Genomic DNA, 15,603 nt, shown 5'->3' with positions numbered 1-15,603 from the left:
TCGTGCCCGAGCTACCGGAGGTTGAGGCGCTCGCGGGTTACCTGCGACAGCGCGCGGTGGGGCGGCGTGTCGATCGGCTGGAGATCGCCGCGATCAGTGCCCTGAAGACGTACGAGCCGGCGCCGACCGAGGTCGCCGGCCGGGCGGTGGTCGACGCCAGTCGGCACGGAAAGTTCCTCGATGTCCTCTTCGAGGGTGGCCTGCACCTGGTGGTGCATCTGGCGCGGGCCGGCTGGCTGCACTACCGGGAGGCGTTCCCCGCCACCACCCCACTACGGCCGGGCAAGGGCCCGATCGCGGTGCGGGTACGCCTCGACGACGGTTCCGGCTTCGACCTCACCGAGGCGGGCACCCAGAAGAAGCTGGCCGCATATCTGGTCACCGACCTCGCGGCGGTCCCCGGGGTGGCCAAGCTGGGCCCGGACGCGCTCGCCGCGGACCTGCCCACCTTCACCGAGCGGTTGCGGAGCCGGCGGGGGCAGGTCAAGGGGGTGCTGACCGACCAGTCGGTGCTGTCCGGCGTGGGCAACGCGTACTCCGACGAGATCCTGCACGCGGCGAAGCTGTCGCCGTTCGCGATCACCGATCGGCTCACCGACGCCCAGCTCGCCACGTTGCACGCCGCCACCCGGCAGGTCCTCGGTGACGCGGTCGAGCGGTCCCTCGGTCAGCGGGCCGCCGAACTCAAGGGCGAGAAGCGCTCGGGTCTGAAGGTGCACGCGCGGACCGGTCTGCCCTGCCCGGTGTGCGGGGACACCGTGCGCGAGGTGTCGTTCGCCGACTCCAGCCTCCAGTACTGCCCGACCTGCCAGACCGGCGGGAAGCCGCTCGCTGACCGTCGGTTGTCCCGTCTCGTACGGTGAGTAATTACACTCGGTGATCACCGAGTGGAATCGCCCTCACTGTGCCGAAGCTCCGGTCCGCCGGTCCCGCCGTTCGGGTATCCATCGGTATAGTGGCCCGGTCCCCGGCTTCTGAAATGGTGTGGAGCCGGCCAGATCCCACCGTAACCATCGGTCGCCAATCTCCTTCGGGGCGGCAACCGGTCGGGCTCGCGTGGGAGACTGGGACGGTGGGCGACCCGGGCCTTCACGCCGAGTGAGCGGCCCGTGTCATGCGGGAGGACATGGGTGAGGTGACGGCAAGCCTCCAGCGCCCGGTATCCAACGAAGGCCGGAGCAGACTCGTGCGGCACGTCGACAGCTTCGAGATCCAGCCGCCGACGCCGACTACGCACAACGGTGTACCCCGGTCGGCGTGGGCCAGAGCGCGACGTCGTGTCTCCCGTTGGCACCGCCCCTACACGGCGATCCTGGTGCTGCTCGACTTCGGCGCGGCCGCGTTCGCCAGCTGGATCGCCATCCAGCTCTTCGACCAGGCCGCCTCCGGGTTCTCCGGCACCAAGCAGGACCCGACCTGGTTCCACACCATCTCCTACCTTTTACTCCCGCTCGGCTGGGTCGTCATCCTCTGGGGCAACCGGGCGTACGACCGGCGCTATCTGGGGCTCGGGCCCGACGAGTACAAGCGGGTCATCCGGGCGTCGGTGACGGTGGCCGCGAGCGTCTCCTTCCTCGCCTTCGCCACAGTGACCCAGCTCTCCCGGTTCACCGTGGGCACCGCGCTGGTCGGTGCGGCGCTGCTGATCCTCTGGGGCCGGTTCGTGGCCCGCTGGGCCCTGCACTACATCCGCCGGCAGGCCGGCCAGGCCGCGCACCGGATGGTGCTGGTCGGCACCCTGCCGGAGTGCCTGGAGGTCTACGCGGCGGTCACCCGCAGCCCGTCCGCCGGGCTGATGCCCGTCGCCATCCACATCACCAACGGGTACGCGGCGGCCCGGGGGATGCCGACCCCGGTGCCGGTCTACTCCGGCCGAGACGTGCTGGCCCTGGTCCGTGAGGTCGGCGGGGACACCATCGCCGTCTGCGGGTCGGCCAGCGCCGAGCCGGGTGAGCTGCGGCGGCTGGCCTGGCAACTGGAGGGTTCCGGTGTCGACCTGGTGGTCGCCCCGCAGCTCACCGACATCGCCGGCCCCCGGGTGCACATCCGGCCGATCGAGGGTCTGCCGCTGCTGCACGTCGAGGAGCCGACCCTTTCCGGGCCGGCGCTGCTGGCCAAGAACCTGCTGGACCGGGTCGCCGCCGGCCTCGGTCTGCTGCTGCTGATCCCGCTCTTCCTGGCCATCGGCGTGGCGATCCGGATCTCCGACCCCGGGCCGGTCTTCTTCCGGCAGCCTCGGGTGGGGCACGAGGGGCGCACGTTCCGGGTGTGGAAGTTCCGGACCATGTACGTCAACGCCGAGGAGCGGCTGGCCAGCCTGGTCGACCGGAACGACACCGACGGCATGCTGTTCAAGATGAAGGAGGACCCACGGGTCTTCCCGGTGGGCCGCTTCCTGCGGGCCACCTCGCTGGACGAGCTGCCCCAGCTGATCAACGTGCTCTGGGGCGAGATGTCGCTGGTCGGGCCCCGCCCGCTGCCCGCCGACGACGGCGACTTCCTGGGTGACGTGCGCCGCCGCCTGCTGGTCCGCCCCGGCATGACCGGGCTGTGGCAGGTCTCCGGCCGCTCCGATCTGTCCTGGGACGAGTCGGTCCGACTGGACCTCTACTACGTCGACAACTGGTCGCTCGCGTACGACCTGAGCATCCTGTGGCGCACGGTCGGGGTGGTGCTCGCCCGCAAGGGCGCGTACTAGAGGCTTGGCGCGCCGGCCCGCAGGGGCGAGGATCGCTGCGTGGCTGCCAACCTCTCCGCCGTGGTCGGCGTCGTCTCGCTCGTCACCGCGCTGACCGCGGCCCTGTTGGCGGTGCTGCGGCTGCGGGCCCGCCGGGGCATCGCCACCGCCACCCAGCGGGCCACCTACGAGGTGCTGCACACCGCCGGTCTGGCCGCCGAGCCACTGCGCGCGGGGCTGAGCGAGGCGGGCGCGACGAAGGCCGTACGTCATCTGCGGGCTCTGGTGGGCGCGGCCGGTCTGGCACTCACCGACGCCGACCGGTTGCTGGCTCTCGACGGGCGCGGCACGCACCACGGGGAGCAACTGCTCGCGGCGGCCCGGCGGACGGTGGACACCGGCCGTTCGACGGTGCTGGGTGAGCAGGATCTGCACTGCGACCGGGTCGACTGCCCGATCCGGGGGGCGGTGGTCGCACCGTTGCTGGGGGCGGACGGCCGGGTGGTGGGCGCGCTCGTGGCGGTCGCGGACAGCCCACCGCCTCCGGGGTTGGTGCAGGCCACCCTGGAGACGGCGCACTGGGCCGGCAACCAGCTCGCCCTGGCCGAGTTGGACTCGTCGCGGGAGCGGCTGGCCCGCGCCGAGATCCGGGCGTTGCGGGCGCAGATCAGCCCGCACTTCATCTACAACGCGCTGACCGCGATCGGCTCGTTCGTGCGCACCGACCCGGAGCGGGCCCGGGAGCTGATCCTGGAGTTCGCGGAGTTCACCAGGTACTCGTTCCGAGCGCACGGGGAGTTCACCACGCTGGCCGAGGAGCTGCGGTCGATCGACCGGTACCTGACCATCGAGCGGGCCCGGTTCGGCGACCGGTTGCAGGTGCGGTTGCAGATCGCCCCGGAGGTGCTGCCGGTGACGCTGCCGTTCCTCTGCCTCCAACCGTTGGTGGAGAACGCCGTTCGCCACGGGTTGTCCCGTAAGCCGGGCACGGGCATGGTGAGCATCGAGGCCCGGGACGCGGGGGCCGAATGTCACATCACGGTGGAGGACGACGGAGTGGGAATGGATCCGACCACGCTGACCGCCGGCATCGCCGAGCTGGCTCGCGGCATCGGCGACCCGGGTGACGACACGAGCCAGCACGTCGGCCTCTCCAACGTCGACGAGCGGTTGCGCTCGGTCTTCGGTGACCGGTTCGGTCTGGTCGTGGAGACCGGGCTGGGTTCGGGTACGAAGGTGAGCATGCGGGTGCCGAAGTTCCACCCCGGCGTGCGGGCCGGCTCGTGAGCGAGCGAGCCGGGACGGGTGTGGTGAACGCGTCCGGTTTCCTGCGCGTCCTCGCCGTCGACGACGAACCGCCCGCGCTCGACGAGTTGGCGTACCACCTGCGGGCCGATCCCCGGGTGGCCCGGCTGCACACGGCCTCCGACGCCACCGAGGCGTTGCGGTTGTTGCGCGACGCCGACGTGGACGTGGTCTTCCTGGACATCCGGATGCCCGGCCTGGACGGCATGGAACTGGCCCGGGTGCTGCGCCGCTTCGCCCGCCCACCGGCGATCGTGTTCGTCACCGCGTACGACGACGGCGCTGTGGACGCCTTCGATCTGGGCGCCACCGACTACGTGCGGAAACCGGTTCGCGCCGATCGGCTGGCCGAGTCGTTGCGCCGGGTGATCGGCTCGCGGGTGGTGCCGTCGCATCCGGCGGCGTTGGCCCGAGCGGAGGAGGACCCGACCATCCCCATCGAGTTGGCCGGCACCACCCGGATGCTGCCCCGCTCGGCGGTGCGGTGGGTGGAGGCGCAGGGCGACTACGCCCGCTTGCACACCGCGGAGGGGTCGCACCTGGTGCGGGTCTCACTGGCCACGCTCGCGGAGCGCTGGGCGGATGCCGGTTTTGTTCGGGTGCACCGGTCGTACCTGGTGCAGTTGAAGTTGATCGCGGAGTTGCGGCTGGTCAACTCCGGCTACGTGGTGGTGATCGACTCCACCGAGCTGCCGGTGAGCCGGCGGCACACCAGGGAGTTGAAGGACAAGCTGGTCAGGGCTGCGAAACAGGACTGGAGTCGCTGAGCCGGGAATGAGAAGCGGCGTGCCGTACGTTGTACGATAGGTCGTACGACTTCCGGGAGGCCTGCGTGACCGAGACCCCGTTCAACGCCGAATCCGAGTTCGACAACCAACTCGACCGACTGGTGCAAATCGGCTATCCCGCCCTCGCCGGGCTGACCGAGAACGCCTTCCGCGACCTGGTCGCGCCACTGCGGGCCAGGGCGGTCGAGGGCACCGCCGGGCTGCCCGCCCCCACCGACGCCCGGGTGCCGTTCGTGCTGGTCATCACCCGGGATCTGATCGGGGTGCCGGAACGGGTGGCGCTGACCACAGTGGCCGGCAAGCGCAAGCCTGGCGTCGTCGACCGCAACTACGCCGAGGACGACCTGCCCCGCTTCGACCCGATCAAGGAGTTGGAGGTGCCGGCCGGGCCGGCGTACCTGCTCTTCGACGTCGACCGGGGCGAGGAGTTCCGCAACCTGGCACCTGCCACGGCCATGGAGGGGATCACCGCCCAGGGTCGACTGCCGCTGAGCATCGACGAGGGGCTCGCCTTCATCACGCTGCACCCGGCCGCGTTGGCGAGCAACAGGTGCTTCTCGCTGGTCGGCTCCCGCTGCGGCGACAAGCGGGTGCCGGCGCTCTGGATCAGCCAGGGCGCGCCCAAGCTGGGCTGGTGCTGGTACGGCAACCCGCACACCTGGCTCGGCTCCGCCTCGGCCCGGCCGGAGCGCATCGGCCTGGACTGACCGTCGACGGGGCGGGCGGGCGGCTCCCGGTGACGGGTCAGAAGATGTCGGCCAGCGGCAGGGCGAGAGGGAACGGCCGGTCGGCGCGGTAGACCTCGCCGACCGGCAGAACGACCTGCTCGCGGTAGCCGCCCGCGCCGTTCACCAGCACGGTCAGGGTCTGCTTGCGGGGCTCCACCAACCAGTAGAGCGGAATGCCGACGGCCGCGTACTCGTGACGTTTGAGGACCAGGTCGCGGCCGGCGTTACTTGGCGAGATCACCTCGACGACGAGGAGCACGTCGGCCGGGTCGAGCGCGGCGCCGCCGCTGTCCAGTGCGCTCTCCGTGGCGACGAAGAGATCAGGCACGAAGTACGACGAGCGTTTCGCGCTGACCCCGATGTCCTGACCGACGAGCACACCGGCGGGGGCCTGCCGGTCGAGGGCACGGCGGAGGCGGTTGGCGACCGCGCCATGGAAGACGTCCGCATGGGGGGACACGAGCAGGCTCCCGTCGAAGATCTCGTAGACCTGGTCGTCCTCGGGGAGGCTCTGGAGGTCGTCCACCGTCCAGGCGTCGCCCCAGCCGGGCCGGGCAGGGTTGGTCACCGTCACACCTCCTCTCTACCGGACCACCCTGACAGCTCAGTCGGTTGTCCACAACGAGCCTCGGGAGTTCCCACACGCCAGCCGGGGTGATCCCCGAGTTATCCACAGGCGTGAGCGGTTCTCCACAGGTTATGCACAACGCCACTTACCGATGTGCACACCGCACTGCTTGACAATCGCGTACGGCCGGCGAGACTGCCGGGGTGGCCAAGCAACTCCCGGACGTGGGGTCAGGCGCTGCGGTGCCGCCGCCCCGGCGGTCCCGGATCGTGCTGGCCGAGATCACCCGGCAGGACACCCGCGCCGAGCGGACCCGCACCGAGCTGGCCCAGCAGACCCAGGTCGGCGAGGCGCTGGTCCGCGGCCTGGTCCGGGCCCAACTCGCGTTGGCGCTGCGGCTGTCCCTGGTGGTGGCCATCGGGTTGGGCGGGCTGCCCTGGCTGTTCGCGATCGCGCCCTCGCTCGGCCGGACCACCGTGGCCGGCGTCAACCTGCCCTGGCTGCTGCTCGGGGTGGCCTCCTTCCCGTTCCTGATCGCCGTGGGCTGGGCGTACGTGCGGCTGGCCGAACGCAACGAGCAGGACTTCACCGACCTGGTGCAACGGCCGGAGCGCTGAGTGGGCAACGACTTCGTGGTCCCGGCCATCGTCGCGGTCACCCTGGTCACCGTCGGGATCGGCTTCTACGGGCTGCGATTGGCCCGGACCACGTCCGACTTCCTGGTGGCGTCCCGGGCGATCAGTCCGACGTGGAACGCCGCTGCCATCGGCGGGGAGTACCTGTCGGCGGCGAGCTTCCTGGGCATCGCCGGGCTGGTCCTCAAGTACGGCGTGGACGTGCTCTGGTACCCGGTCGGGTTCGCCGCCGGCTATCTGGCTCTGCTGCTGTTCGTGGCCGCGCCGCTGCGCCGCTCCGGCGCGTTCACCCTGCCCGACTTCTGCGAGCTGCGGCTGGGCTCACGTCGACTCCGCATCCTGGCCACCGCCTTCGTGATCTTCATCGGTTGGCTGTACCTGGTGCCGCAGCTCCAGGGCGCCGGGCTGACCCTGGCCACGGTGGCCGGCTCCCCGTACCCCCTCGGAGCCCTGCTGGTGGCCGCCGTGGTCACCGCGAACGTGGCGCTGGGCGGGATGCGCGCGATCACCTTCGTGCAGGCGTTCCAGTACTGGCTCAAGCTGACCGCACTCGCCGTACCGGTGATCTTCCTGGCGCTCCAGTGGCAGGCCGACGGCCGGCCGGCGGTGACCCCACCCGACGGGCCGACGTTCCGGGCCGCGACCACCGTCGTGGTCGAGCACCGGGCGACCCTCACCCTGCCCGACGGCGACATCCGGGAGGTACGCCCCGGCGACGAGCTGACCTTCGCCGCTGGTGACCCGGTGCCGGCGGTGTCCGGGGCGGCCACCGACGCCAACGACTGGTTGCTGCCCAGCGCCGCCGGTGCCGACGACCGGGGCCTGTTCGCCACGTACTCGCTGATCCTGGCCACCTTCCTGGGCACCATGGGCCTGCCGCACGTGCTGGTGCGCTTCTACACCAACCCGGACGGCGCGGCGGCCCGCCGGACCACCCTGGTCGTGCTGGCCCTGGTCGGCGTCTTCTACCTGCTGCCCACCCTGTACGGGGTCCTCGGCCGGATCTACACCCCGCAACTGCTGCTCAGCGGCCAGACCGACGCGGTGGTGGTGCTGCTACCCGGCGCGGCCCTGGGTGACGGGCTGGTCGGGCGGCTGCTCGCCGCGCTGGTCGCCGCGGGCGCGTTCGCGGCGTTCCTCTCCACCTCGTCCGGGCTGCTGACCAGCGTCGCCGGGGTGATCTCGACGGACGTGCTCGGTCGGGGCTCGGTACGCGGTTTCCGGCTCGCCACCGTCATCGCCGGTGGTGTGCCGGCGGTGCTGGCACTGCACGTCTCCGGGCTGGACGTGTCGCAGGTCGTCGGGCTGGCCTTCGCGGTCGCCGCGTCGAGCTTCTGCCCGCTGCTGGTGCTCGGCATCTGGTGGCGCGGGCTGACCGACGTGGGCGCCGCCGCGGGTGTGGTGGTCGGCGGCGGCGCGGCGATCGGCGCGGTGCTGGTCACCGTCCTCGGCCCGCCGCTGTCCGGTTGGCCGGCCACGCTGATCGCGCAGCCGGCCGCCTGGACGGTGCCACTGGCCTTCACCGTGATGGTCGCCGTGTCGATGGCGACCCGCAGGCGGGCCCCGGCCGACATCGCCGCCACCATGCTCCGCCTGCACACCCCGGAAGCCCTCCGGATGCAGTAAGCGCCAGGACCGCGCCGATCTTGCACTTCCGGTTGTTGATAAAGGTGGTTATGTGCCTTGTGTCGGGACAGGAAACGCAAGATCGCGATGTGGTCCGCCTCAGGGAGGATCGCGGGTCCGGCCGGCGGCGGAGGGCGTGACTGGCGATGGGCGGATAACGTCGGCGCATGACTGTTGAGCACCCCGCGCTCGCACTGCGTGGCCTGGCCAAGCGGTTCGACGGCACGATCGCGGTGGCCGGCGTCGACCTGGACGTCCCCGCCGGCTCCTTCTACGGCCTGCTCGGCCCGAACGGCGCCGGCAAGACCACCACCCTGTCGATGGCGGTCGGGCTGCTGCGTCCGGATGCCGGCTCGGCCTGGGTGCTCGGCCACGACGTCTGGCAGGACCCGGTGACCGCCAAGCGGTTGCTCGGCGTGATGCCCGACGGGGTCCGGCTGTTCGACCGGCTGACCGGGGCGGAGCTGCTGGCGTACAACGGCTTGTTGCGGGGGATGGACCCGGCGGTTGTCGACCAGCGGGCAGCCGAGCTGCTGGACGTGCTGGCGCTCGGCAACGCCGGTCGGACCCTGGTGGTGGACTACTCGGCGGGCATGAAGAAGAAGATCGGCCTGGCCTGCGCGCTGCTGCACGGCCCCCGGGTGCTGGTGTTGGACGAGCCGTTCGAGGCGGTCGACCCGGTCTCCGCGGCGCTGATCCGGGACATCCTCACCCGCTACGCGGCCGGTGGCGGCACTGTCGTGTTCTCCAGTCACGTGATGGAGGTCGTCGAGCGGCTCTGCTCGCACGTGGCGATCCTGGCCAGCGGCACCATCAAGCGGGTCGGGACGATCGACGAGGTCCGTGGCGACCGTTCGTTGGAGCAGGTCTTCGTCGAGGTGGTCGGCGGGCGCACCGCGACCGGCGAGGAGTTGTCGTGGCTCTCCCGGTGAGCGCTGACGCCACCCCCGCCGCACCGGCACGGCCGGTCTCCGCCCGCCACTTCGTGCGGCTGAAGCTGCGGGTGATGGCCAACAACTTTCGGGGCCAGGGCTGGCGGATCGCCATGTTCATCGGCGGCGCGTTGCTCGGGCTCTGGTTCGCCGCCAGCGGCTTCTTCCTCTTCGCCGCGCCCGGCCTGACCGACAACGGCCGGTACGCGGTGCTGGTCGCGGCGGCCGGCGGCGGGCTGCTGGTGCTCGGTTGGCTGCTGCTGCCACTCGTCTTCTTCGGCGTGGACGAGACACTCGACCCGGCCCGGTTCGCGCTGCTGCCACTGCCCCGGCGCACGTTGGTGACCGGCCTGTTCGTGGCGGCCCTGATCAGCGTCCCGGTGGTGGCGGTGCTGGTCGCGGCGTCCGGGCTGGTGTTGACCGCCTGGTCGCTGGGTGGCTGGTCGGCGGGGGTGGTCGCCGTCGTGGGGGTGCTCGCCGGTTTGCTGCTCTGTGTGGCCGCCAGCCGGGCGGTGACCAGCGCCTTCGCCACCATGCTGCGGTCCCGACGGGTCCGCGACCTGGCGGCCGTGCTGTTGGCGGTGGTCGCCGCGTTGCTCGGCCCGTTGCAGATCTTCGGCCTCGCCGCGCTGCGTGAGGCGGACTGGGACCGGCTGGCAGGTGTGGCGACGGTGATCGGTTGGACGCCGTTGGGCGCGCCGTGGACCGCCGGCATCGACGTGGCCCAGGGGCGGGTGTGGGCGGCACCGGTCAAGTTACTGATCACGGTGGTGGCGCTCGTCGCCCTGCTGGCCTGGTGGTCCCGTTCGCTGGAGTCGGCGATGGTGGGTGCGGCGAGCGCCGGTAAGGCCCCGGCACGACGAGGGGTCGACGGTGGCGCGGTCGCCCAGCTGTTTCCCCGGGTCGCCGGTTGGGCCCGCCGGGACCGGTTCGGTGCCCTGGTCGCCCGGGAGGCCCGTTACTGGTGGCGGGACGCTCGCCGCCGGGCCAACCTGATCACCATCGCGGTGGTCGGCATCTTCGTGCCAGTGATGATCAACGTTACCGGCGGGGACTTCGCGGCCGTCGGCGACGAGGGGTTCACCGCGGCTGCCAGTGACAGCTCACCGGTCGTGGTGACCATCTCGATGGTCTTCGTGGGGGTGCTCGCGGCCGTCACCCTGGCCAACCAGTTCGGTTTCGACGGCAGCGCGTACGCCGCGAACGTGGTGGCCGGGGTGCCCGGCCGGGTCGAGCTGCGAGCCCGGATCACGGCCTTCTCGCTGTACGTCCTGCCGATGTTGACGGTCGTCGCGGTGGTGCTGTCGTTGCTGCTCGGTGAACCGGGTTGGATCGGGCTGACCGCCGGTGCCCTGGTCGCCACCTACGGCGTCGGGCTGGCGGTGAACTGCCTGGTCTCGGTGCTCGGGGCGTACTCGCTGCCGGAGACGAGCAACCCGTTCGCGATGAACAGCGGCGCGGGCCTGACGAAGGGGCTGCTCACTCTGCTGGCCATGCTCGCCTCGGCGGTCGCCGCGGTGCCGATGGTGGTGGCCGCCGCGCTGCTCGGTGACGCCTGGCTCTGGCTGGCCCTGCCGGTCGGCGCCGGTTACGGGCTCGGCGCGGCGCTGCTGGGCGCGTACCTGGCCGGCGACGTGCTGGACCGCCGGATGCCGGAACTGCTCGCCACCGTCACCCCGCGCCGTTAACCGGCGCGGCGGCCCGGGGTTTGGGCGGCGTCGGCGACGAAGCCGCGCCAGGCACCCGGGGCGAAGGCGAGGATCGGGCCGGAACGGTCCTTGCTGTCCCGGACCAGCACGACGCTGGGCAAATTGTCGGCCACCTCGACGCAGTTGCCGCCGGAGTCGGTCGACCGGGTGGAGGTGCGCCAGCGTGGTTCTTTGATCGTCACGGTGTCACCTTCAGCTTCCGGATCAGATCCATCGAGGCGCCTGTGGAGAGCGCTTCGCCGAGCAGGCTATCCCACTTTCGATCAATCAATCGGAGTGTCTCCGGGTCGTCCATGACGTGTCCGCGAGCGGCATTCTCCAGGTAGAGCACCCTGTCCCCGTCCGGAAGGTCGGCGAAGACGAAGCCGCCCCCAAAACCGACATGCTCCCCGACGCTCAGTGGGATGACGTGCAATCGAGCGGACGGAAGGTCCGCCACCTCAAGCAGTCGTCCGAGTTGGGCGTTGAGCACGGCGTGACCGCCCACCGGACGGTGCAGGCCCATTTCGTCCACCAGGAAGACACACGTTGGCGGCGCATCCCGGGACAACAGGAGCTGACGTTCCAGACGGACCGCGACAAGCTCGTCAACCACCGCCGGCGGATGCAGCCCACCCGCCGAGATGACGGCACGGGCGTAGTCCTCGGTCTGCAGGAGTCCGGGCACGAGACATGCCTCAAAGGCACGCAGGCGCGTCGCCCGCTGTTCGTATCCACGCCAGGGGACAAACCAGGACGGGCCATACTCCTGGTCCGCAGCCTTGAGGAGCCCGGCGAGGAGGCCACCGGTGGCTAGGGCCTCGTCGGCGGCGACCGCGAACTCCATGGTCGGTCGACGTCGGCCGGTCTCGATGGCCGCCACTGTGGATGGACTCCACTTGGTGAGGCTCGCCAGAGCTTCCTGGGACACCTCGGCACCGGCTCGGGCGGCCTTCAACGCCCGCACCCACATTTCGACGTTCATCCTTACCTCTCCGGTAAGTACGTGACTGCGTTGCGTAGTAATCCCTGGCATCCTCCCCTGTCCGCGCCTTTCCGTCCAGGGTGGAGAGCACGCGGCCCGGCCGGTGGAGGCGACGTCCCGGCGACTGGGTCCTGCGTTCGGGCCGCCCCGGTCATCCCCCCGATCGGGGCGGCCCTCGTCGACCGGGAGGAGATGAGCCATGTTCCGATTCATCCGGGGCAGGAACGAAGCGCGGTGGTCGTACCGGAAAAAGAAGGTTGCGGCACCGGCGGCCGTGCCGGGCGCGACCGGCTCGGAGCGCTCGGCAGGCCCGCCGGATCGAGCACCCGCATGGGCGAACGGGCCGACGGTCGCCTTGCCGCGACCAGGCCGGGCCGGCTGGCTGACCCCGGCGCAGACCTGGCGGGCGAACGGTGGTCGCTGGTGAATCCCGCAGTCCGGCAGCCGGAACGGGCCTCAGACGGCGCAAGCGACCGGACGGAGCATCGCCGCAGGGATTGGTGTGCCATTGCGAGCGTGATGTCCCTGAGGCATCAATATGACTCAGCGGCATCACGGTCATTCGGGCATCGCCCTCCGGCGAGCGGGGCGCGCCGGAGCCGGGCGACTCCACCGCCCCGGACGGCCGGAGAGCCGAGGTGAGCAGGCCGCACCTGCCGATGCGGCCGCTCTGGCGGTGTCGCGGCTGCGGGGCGCCCTGGCCGTGCCAGCCGGCGCGGCTGGCGCTGCTCGCCGAGTACCGGCACGACCGGGTGGGGCTGCTGGTCTACCTGGGTGCCCTGATGACGGAGGCCGGCGCTCAGCTCACCCGGCTCCACGGGCGACCCGCCGACCTGCACGAGCGCTTCCTTGGTTGGGCGCGGGGCCGGGGCGGCACAATGTTTCACGTGAATCATGAGCCGGGTGCCGAGATCCACCACACCGATCCGTTCGCGGTGCCGACCGGGCAACGGTCGCCGGTACGCCGGCTGCGTGGTCGGCTCGCCGCACCGGTGACCCTCTGGACGGCGCCCGGTCCGGCCGGGCTGACCGTCTCGTCGACCCTGGTGGCCGAGGGGGAACCGGACCGACTGCTCGGGTTGATCGACCCGGAGTCCGACCTCTGGGCGGCCGTCGAGGAGTCGGGTCGGTTCGCGGTCACGCCGCTCGGCCCGCCGCACCGGCAGCTCGCCGACCGGTTCGCCGGCCTCTTTCCGGCTCCGGGCGGGCTGTTCGCCACCGGCGACTGGGTCGAGACATCGTACGGGCCGGTCCCGGCGGACGGCGGCGGCTGGGCCGGGTGCCGGCTGGACACCGCACGGGAGTACGGCTGGGGCCTGCTGGTCGAGGCCACGATCGAGGCCGTCGACCTGGCCGAGGAGTCCGTCCCGCTGCTGCACTACCGCGGTCGCTACCACGAGTTGCCGACCTGACCGGGGAGTCTCGTCCGGGCCCGACCGATCACCGCAGTGACCTGAGTCACTTGGCGCAGCCAGCCAACCGCTCGGCGCACTCGCCGACCGTCGTCGATCTCAGCCTTCCCTGCCGGGGAGTGCGCTCTTTACGGTGCGCGAAACTCCTCTGACGCCTGTGAAGGTGGTGATCCACAGATGTCCACGGACACACCCGCTCCGGCTGCTTCCGAGTCGGACAAGTACCTGGCCGTACAACGGTCGGACGAGTTCGCCGGGCTGCGGCGTGCGCTGCGCGGCTTCGTCTTCCCGATGACCGTCGCGTTCTTCCTGTGGTATGCGCTCTACGTCATTCTCTCCGCGTACGCCCGGGACTTCATGGGCACGAAGCTGTTCGGCAGCAACATCAACGTCGCGCTGGTCTTCGGCCTGCTCCAGTTCGTCTCCACGTTCCTGATCGCCTGGCTCTACTCCCGGTACGCGGACCGGAAGATCGACCCCATCGCGGACCGGATCCGCGCCGAGATCGGGGAGGTGACCCATGAGCACGGTCCACGCGGTTGAGACGTTCCTCGCGGCGGAGGCGGGCAACCACACCGCCCGCAACCTGACCATCACGCTCTTCCTGGTCTTCGTGGCGGTGACCCTGGGCATCACCATCTGGGCCAGCCGGCAGACCAAGACGGCGACCGACTTCTACGCGGGTGGCCGGTCCTTCTCCGGTTTCCAGAACGGCATGGCGATCGGCGGCGACTACATGTCGGCCGCCTCGTTCCTCGGCATCGCCGGCATCATCGCGCTGTACGGCTACGACGGCTTCCTCTACTCGATCGGCTTCCTGGTCGCCTGGCTGGTGGCCCTGCTGCTGGTGGCGGAGCTGCTGCGGAACTCGGGCCGGTACACGATGGCGGACGTGCTGGCGTTCCGGATGCGTCAGCGTCCGGTGCGTACGGCGGCGGCGGTCTCCACCATCACGGTGTCGATCTTCTACCTGCTCGCCCAGATGGTGGGTGCCGGCGCGCTGGTCGCGCTGCTGCTCGGCATCCGGCCGGGGACGACCTTCCTCGGCATGGACGCGGACACCGCGAAGGTGGCCACCATCATCATGGTCGGCGCTCTGATGATCATTTATGTCACGGTGGGTGGCATGAAGGGCACCACCTACGTGCAGATCGTCAAGGCGTTTCTGCTCATGGGCGGTGCGCTGCTGATGACCATCCTGGTGCTGGCCAAGTTCAACTTCAACCTGTCGGCGCTGCTGGGCCAGGCGGCCGAGGCATCCGGCAAGGGCAGCGCGTTCCTCGAACCCGGGCTGCGGTACGGCGTGGAAGTCGCCGGCAACTCGACGCAGACCTTCTACAACAAGGTTGACCTGCTGTCCCTGGGCATCGCCCTGGTGCTCGGCACCGCCGGCCTACCGCACATCCTGATCCGCTTCTACACGGTGCCGACCGCCAAGGCGGCCCGCAAGAGCGTGCTCTGGGCGATCGGCATCATCGGCACCTTCTACCTGCTCACCCTGGCCCTCGGCTTCGGTGCGGCGGCGCTGGTCGGCAGCCAGGCGATCACGGCGCAGGACAAGGCCGGCAACACCGCGGCGCCGCAGTTGGCCGAAGCGCTCGGCATCGACTTCTTCGGCGGCGAACTGGGCGGGGCAGCCCTGCTGGCGATCATCGCGGCGGTCGCCTTCGCCACCATCCTCGCGGTGGTCGCCGGGTTGACGCTGGCCTCGTCGTCCAGCCTGGCGCACGACTTCTACGCCAACGTTCTGAAGAAGGGTGAGGCGTCGGAGCGGCAGGAGGTGCGGGTCGCCCGGATCTCCGCCCTGGTGATCGGCGCGGTGTCCATCCTGTTGTCGATCTACGCGCAGAACCTCAACGTGGCGTTCCTGGTGGCGTTGGCCTTCGCCGTCGCCGCCTCGGGCAACCTGCCGGCGATCCTCTACAGCCTCTTCTGGCGGCGGTTCAACACCTCCGGCGCGGTGTGGGCGATCTACGGCGGGCTGCTCTCGGCGGTGCTGCTGGTGTTCTTCTCGCCGGTGGTCTCCGGTGCGGCGACGTCGATGTTCCCGGACCACGACTGGCAGTGGTTCCCGCTGTCCAACCCGGGCATCCTCTCCATCCCGTTCGGTTTCCTCTGCGGGTGGATCGGCACTGTCATCTCCAAGGAACACGACGAGGACAAGTACGCCGAACTGGAGGTGCGCGCCCTCACCGGTGCTGGCGCGCACTGACAGCGGTACCCGACAGGGGGTCCCCTGTTGACGCACGACGTCAACAG

Annotated in this window: 15 protein-coding genes; 12 read left to right on the top strand and 3 right to left on the bottom strand. The window is 70.7% G+C overall.

The features are described from left to right. Positions 1–2 precede the first annotated feature (2 nt). The 5 genes from AB0C03_RS29920 (at position 3) to AB0C03_RS29900 (ending at position 5,477) form a co-directional block, all read left to right on the top strand. Positions 3–863 carry an Fpg/Nei family DNA glycosylase gene (locus AB0C03_RS29920; protein WP_030331658.1) on the top strand — a complete coding sequence of 287 codons (861 nt, stop codon included), beginning with the start codon at positions 3–5 and terminating at the stop codon, positions 861–863. A 263-nt stretch (positions 864–1,126) separates the two neighbouring features. Beyond that, positions 1,127–2,698 (top strand): sugar transferase, encoded by a 1,572-nt coding sequence (locus tag AB0C03_RS29915; RefSeq protein WP_030331660.1) that lies wholly within the window; start codon positions 1,127–1,129, stop codon positions 2,696–2,698. Between the two features lie 39 nt (positions 2,699–2,737). Beyond that, positions 2,738–3,964 carry a sensor histidine kinase gene (locus AB0C03_RS29910; protein WP_210865578.1) on the top strand — a complete coding sequence of 409 codons (1,227 nt, stop codon included), beginning with the start codon at positions 2,738–2,740 and terminating at the stop codon, positions 3,962–3,964. Between the two features lie 23 nt (positions 3,965–3,987). After that, the gene (locus AB0C03_RS29905) at positions 3,988–4,749 is read left to right on the top strand and encodes a LytR/AlgR family response regulator transcription factor (protein ID WP_030331664.1); all 762 of its coding nucleotides are present in this window, start codon (positions 3,988–3,990) and stop codon (positions 4,747–4,749) included. Positions 4,750–4,814: 65 nt separating this feature from the next. Beyond that, the gene (locus AB0C03_RS29900) at positions 4,815–5,477 is read left to right on the top strand and encodes a DUF5701 family protein (RefSeq protein WP_210865579.1); all 663 of its coding nucleotides are present in this window, start codon (positions 4,815–4,817) and stop codon (positions 5,475–5,477) included. Between the two features lie 37 nt (positions 5,478–5,514). Here AB0C03_RS29900 and AB0C03_RS29895 read toward each other — a convergent pair whose 3' ends face one another. Next, on the bottom strand, positions 5,515–6,066 hold the full coding sequence (locus tag AB0C03_RS29895; protein WP_210865580.1) for a Uma2 family endonuclease: 552 nt from the start codon (positions 6,064–6,066) through the stop codon (positions 5,515–5,517). A gap of 203 nt (positions 6,067–6,269) precedes the next feature. Between AB0C03_RS29895 and AB0C03_RS29890 the strand changes: the two genes are divergently transcribed. From AB0C03_RS29890 to AB0C03_RS29875, 4 genes are all read left to right on the top strand, one after another. After that, positions 6,270–6,683 (top strand): DUF485 domain-containing protein, encoded by a 414-nt coding sequence (locus AB0C03_RS29890; protein WP_245233621.1) that lies wholly within the window; start codon positions 6,270–6,272, stop codon positions 6,681–6,683. After that, positions 6,684–8,327 carry a sodium/solute symporter gene (locus tag AB0C03_RS29885; protein WP_030331672.1) on the top strand — a complete coding sequence of 548 codons (1,644 nt, stop codon included), beginning with the start codon at positions 6,684–6,686 and terminating at the stop codon, positions 8,325–8,327. 167 nt (positions 8,328–8,494) lie between these two features. Continuing rightward, a complete protein-coding gene (locus AB0C03_RS29880) occupies positions 8,495–9,259 on the top strand; it encodes an ABC transporter ATP-binding protein (protein WP_357640467.1) in 765 nt (254 codons plus the stop codon). Further along, the gene (locus tag AB0C03_RS29875; protein ID WP_030331675.1) at positions 9,256–10,947 is read left to right on the top strand and encodes a hypothetical protein; all 1,692 of its coding nucleotides are present in this window, start codon (positions 9,256–9,258) and stop codon (positions 10,945–10,947) included. The genes AB0C03_RS29880 and AB0C03_RS29875 overlap by 4 nt, the downstream gene beginning before the upstream one ends. Here AB0C03_RS29875 and AB0C03_RS29870 read toward each other — a convergent pair. Both AB0C03_RS29870 and AB0C03_RS29865 read right to left on the bottom strand, forming a co-directional pair. Beyond that, positions 10,944–11,150, bottom strand: coding sequence for a DUF397 domain-containing protein (locus tag AB0C03_RS29870; protein ID WP_357640464.1), 207 nt, complete (start codon positions 11,148–11,150; stop codon positions 10,944–10,946). The genes AB0C03_RS29875 and AB0C03_RS29870 overlap by 4 nt on opposite strands. Continuing rightward, complete coding sequence (locus AB0C03_RS29865; RefSeq protein ID WP_357640461.1) at positions 11,147–11,932, bottom strand: helix-turn-helix domain-containing protein; 786 nt, start codon at positions 11,930–11,932, stop codon at positions 11,147–11,149. The genes AB0C03_RS29870 and AB0C03_RS29865 overlap by 4 nt, the downstream gene beginning before the upstream one ends. 659 nt (positions 11,933–12,591) lie before the next feature. Between AB0C03_RS29865 and AB0C03_RS29860 the strand changes: the two genes are divergently transcribed. From AB0C03_RS29860 to AB0C03_RS29850, 3 genes are all read left to right on the top strand, one after another. Next, positions 12,592–13,344 (top strand): flavin reductase family protein, encoded by a 753-nt coding sequence (locus AB0C03_RS29860; RefSeq protein ID WP_357640563.1) that lies wholly within the window; start codon positions 12,592–12,594, stop codon positions 13,342–13,344. A gap of 177 nt (positions 13,345–13,521) precedes the next feature. After that, positions 13,522–13,887: a DUF485 domain-containing protein gene (locus AB0C03_RS29855; RefSeq protein WP_030331682.1), complete on the top strand. Its 366-nt coding sequence runs from the start codon at positions 13,522–13,524 to the stop codon at positions 13,885–13,887. Next, positions 13,865–15,556, top strand: coding sequence for a monocarboxylic acid transporter (locus AB0C03_RS29850; protein WP_030331684.1), 1,692 nt, complete (start codon positions 13,865–13,867; stop codon positions 15,554–15,556). The genes AB0C03_RS29855 and AB0C03_RS29850 overlap by 23 nt, the downstream gene beginning before the upstream one ends. Positions 15,557–15,603 lie beyond the last annotated feature (47 nt).

The sequence above is a fragment of the Micromonospora parva genome, from assembly GCF_040649675.1.
In the GTDB taxonomy this organism is placed as follows: domain Bacteria; phylum Actinomycetota; class Actinomycetes; order Mycobacteriales; family Micromonosporaceae; genus Micromonospora; species Micromonospora parva.
The sequence above is the reverse complement of the archived record's forward strand: the minus strand, read 5'-3'. Positions and strand labels throughout refer to the sequence as shown.

Excerpts from the sequence above, each read along its gene's own strand:
- AB0C03_RS29915 (WP_030331660.1), top strand. The coding sequence starts at position 1,127 with ATGGGTGAGGTGACGGCAAGCCTCCAGCGCCCGGTATCCAACGAAGGC.
- AB0C03_RS29880 (WP_357640467.1), top strand. The coding sequence starts at position 8,495 with ATGACTGTTGAGCACCCCGCGCTCGCACTGCGTGGCCTGGCCAAGCGG.
- AB0C03_RS29865 (WP_357640461.1), bottom strand. The coding sequence starts at position 11,932 with ATGAACGTCGAAATGTGGGTGCGGGCGTTGAAGGCCGCCCGAGCCGGT.
- AB0C03_RS29860 (WP_357640563.1), top strand. The coding sequence starts at position 12,592 with ATGCGGCCGCTCTGGCGGTGTCGCGGCTGCGGGGCGCCCTGGCCGTGC.
- AB0C03_RS29855 (WP_030331682.1), top strand. The coding sequence starts at position 13,522 with ATGTCCACGGACACACCCGCTCCGGCTGCTTCCGAGTCGGACAAGTAC.
- AB0C03_RS29850 (WP_030331684.1), top strand. The coding sequence starts at position 13,865 with ATGAGCACGGTCCACGCGGTTGAGACGTTCCTCGCGGCGGAGGCGGGC.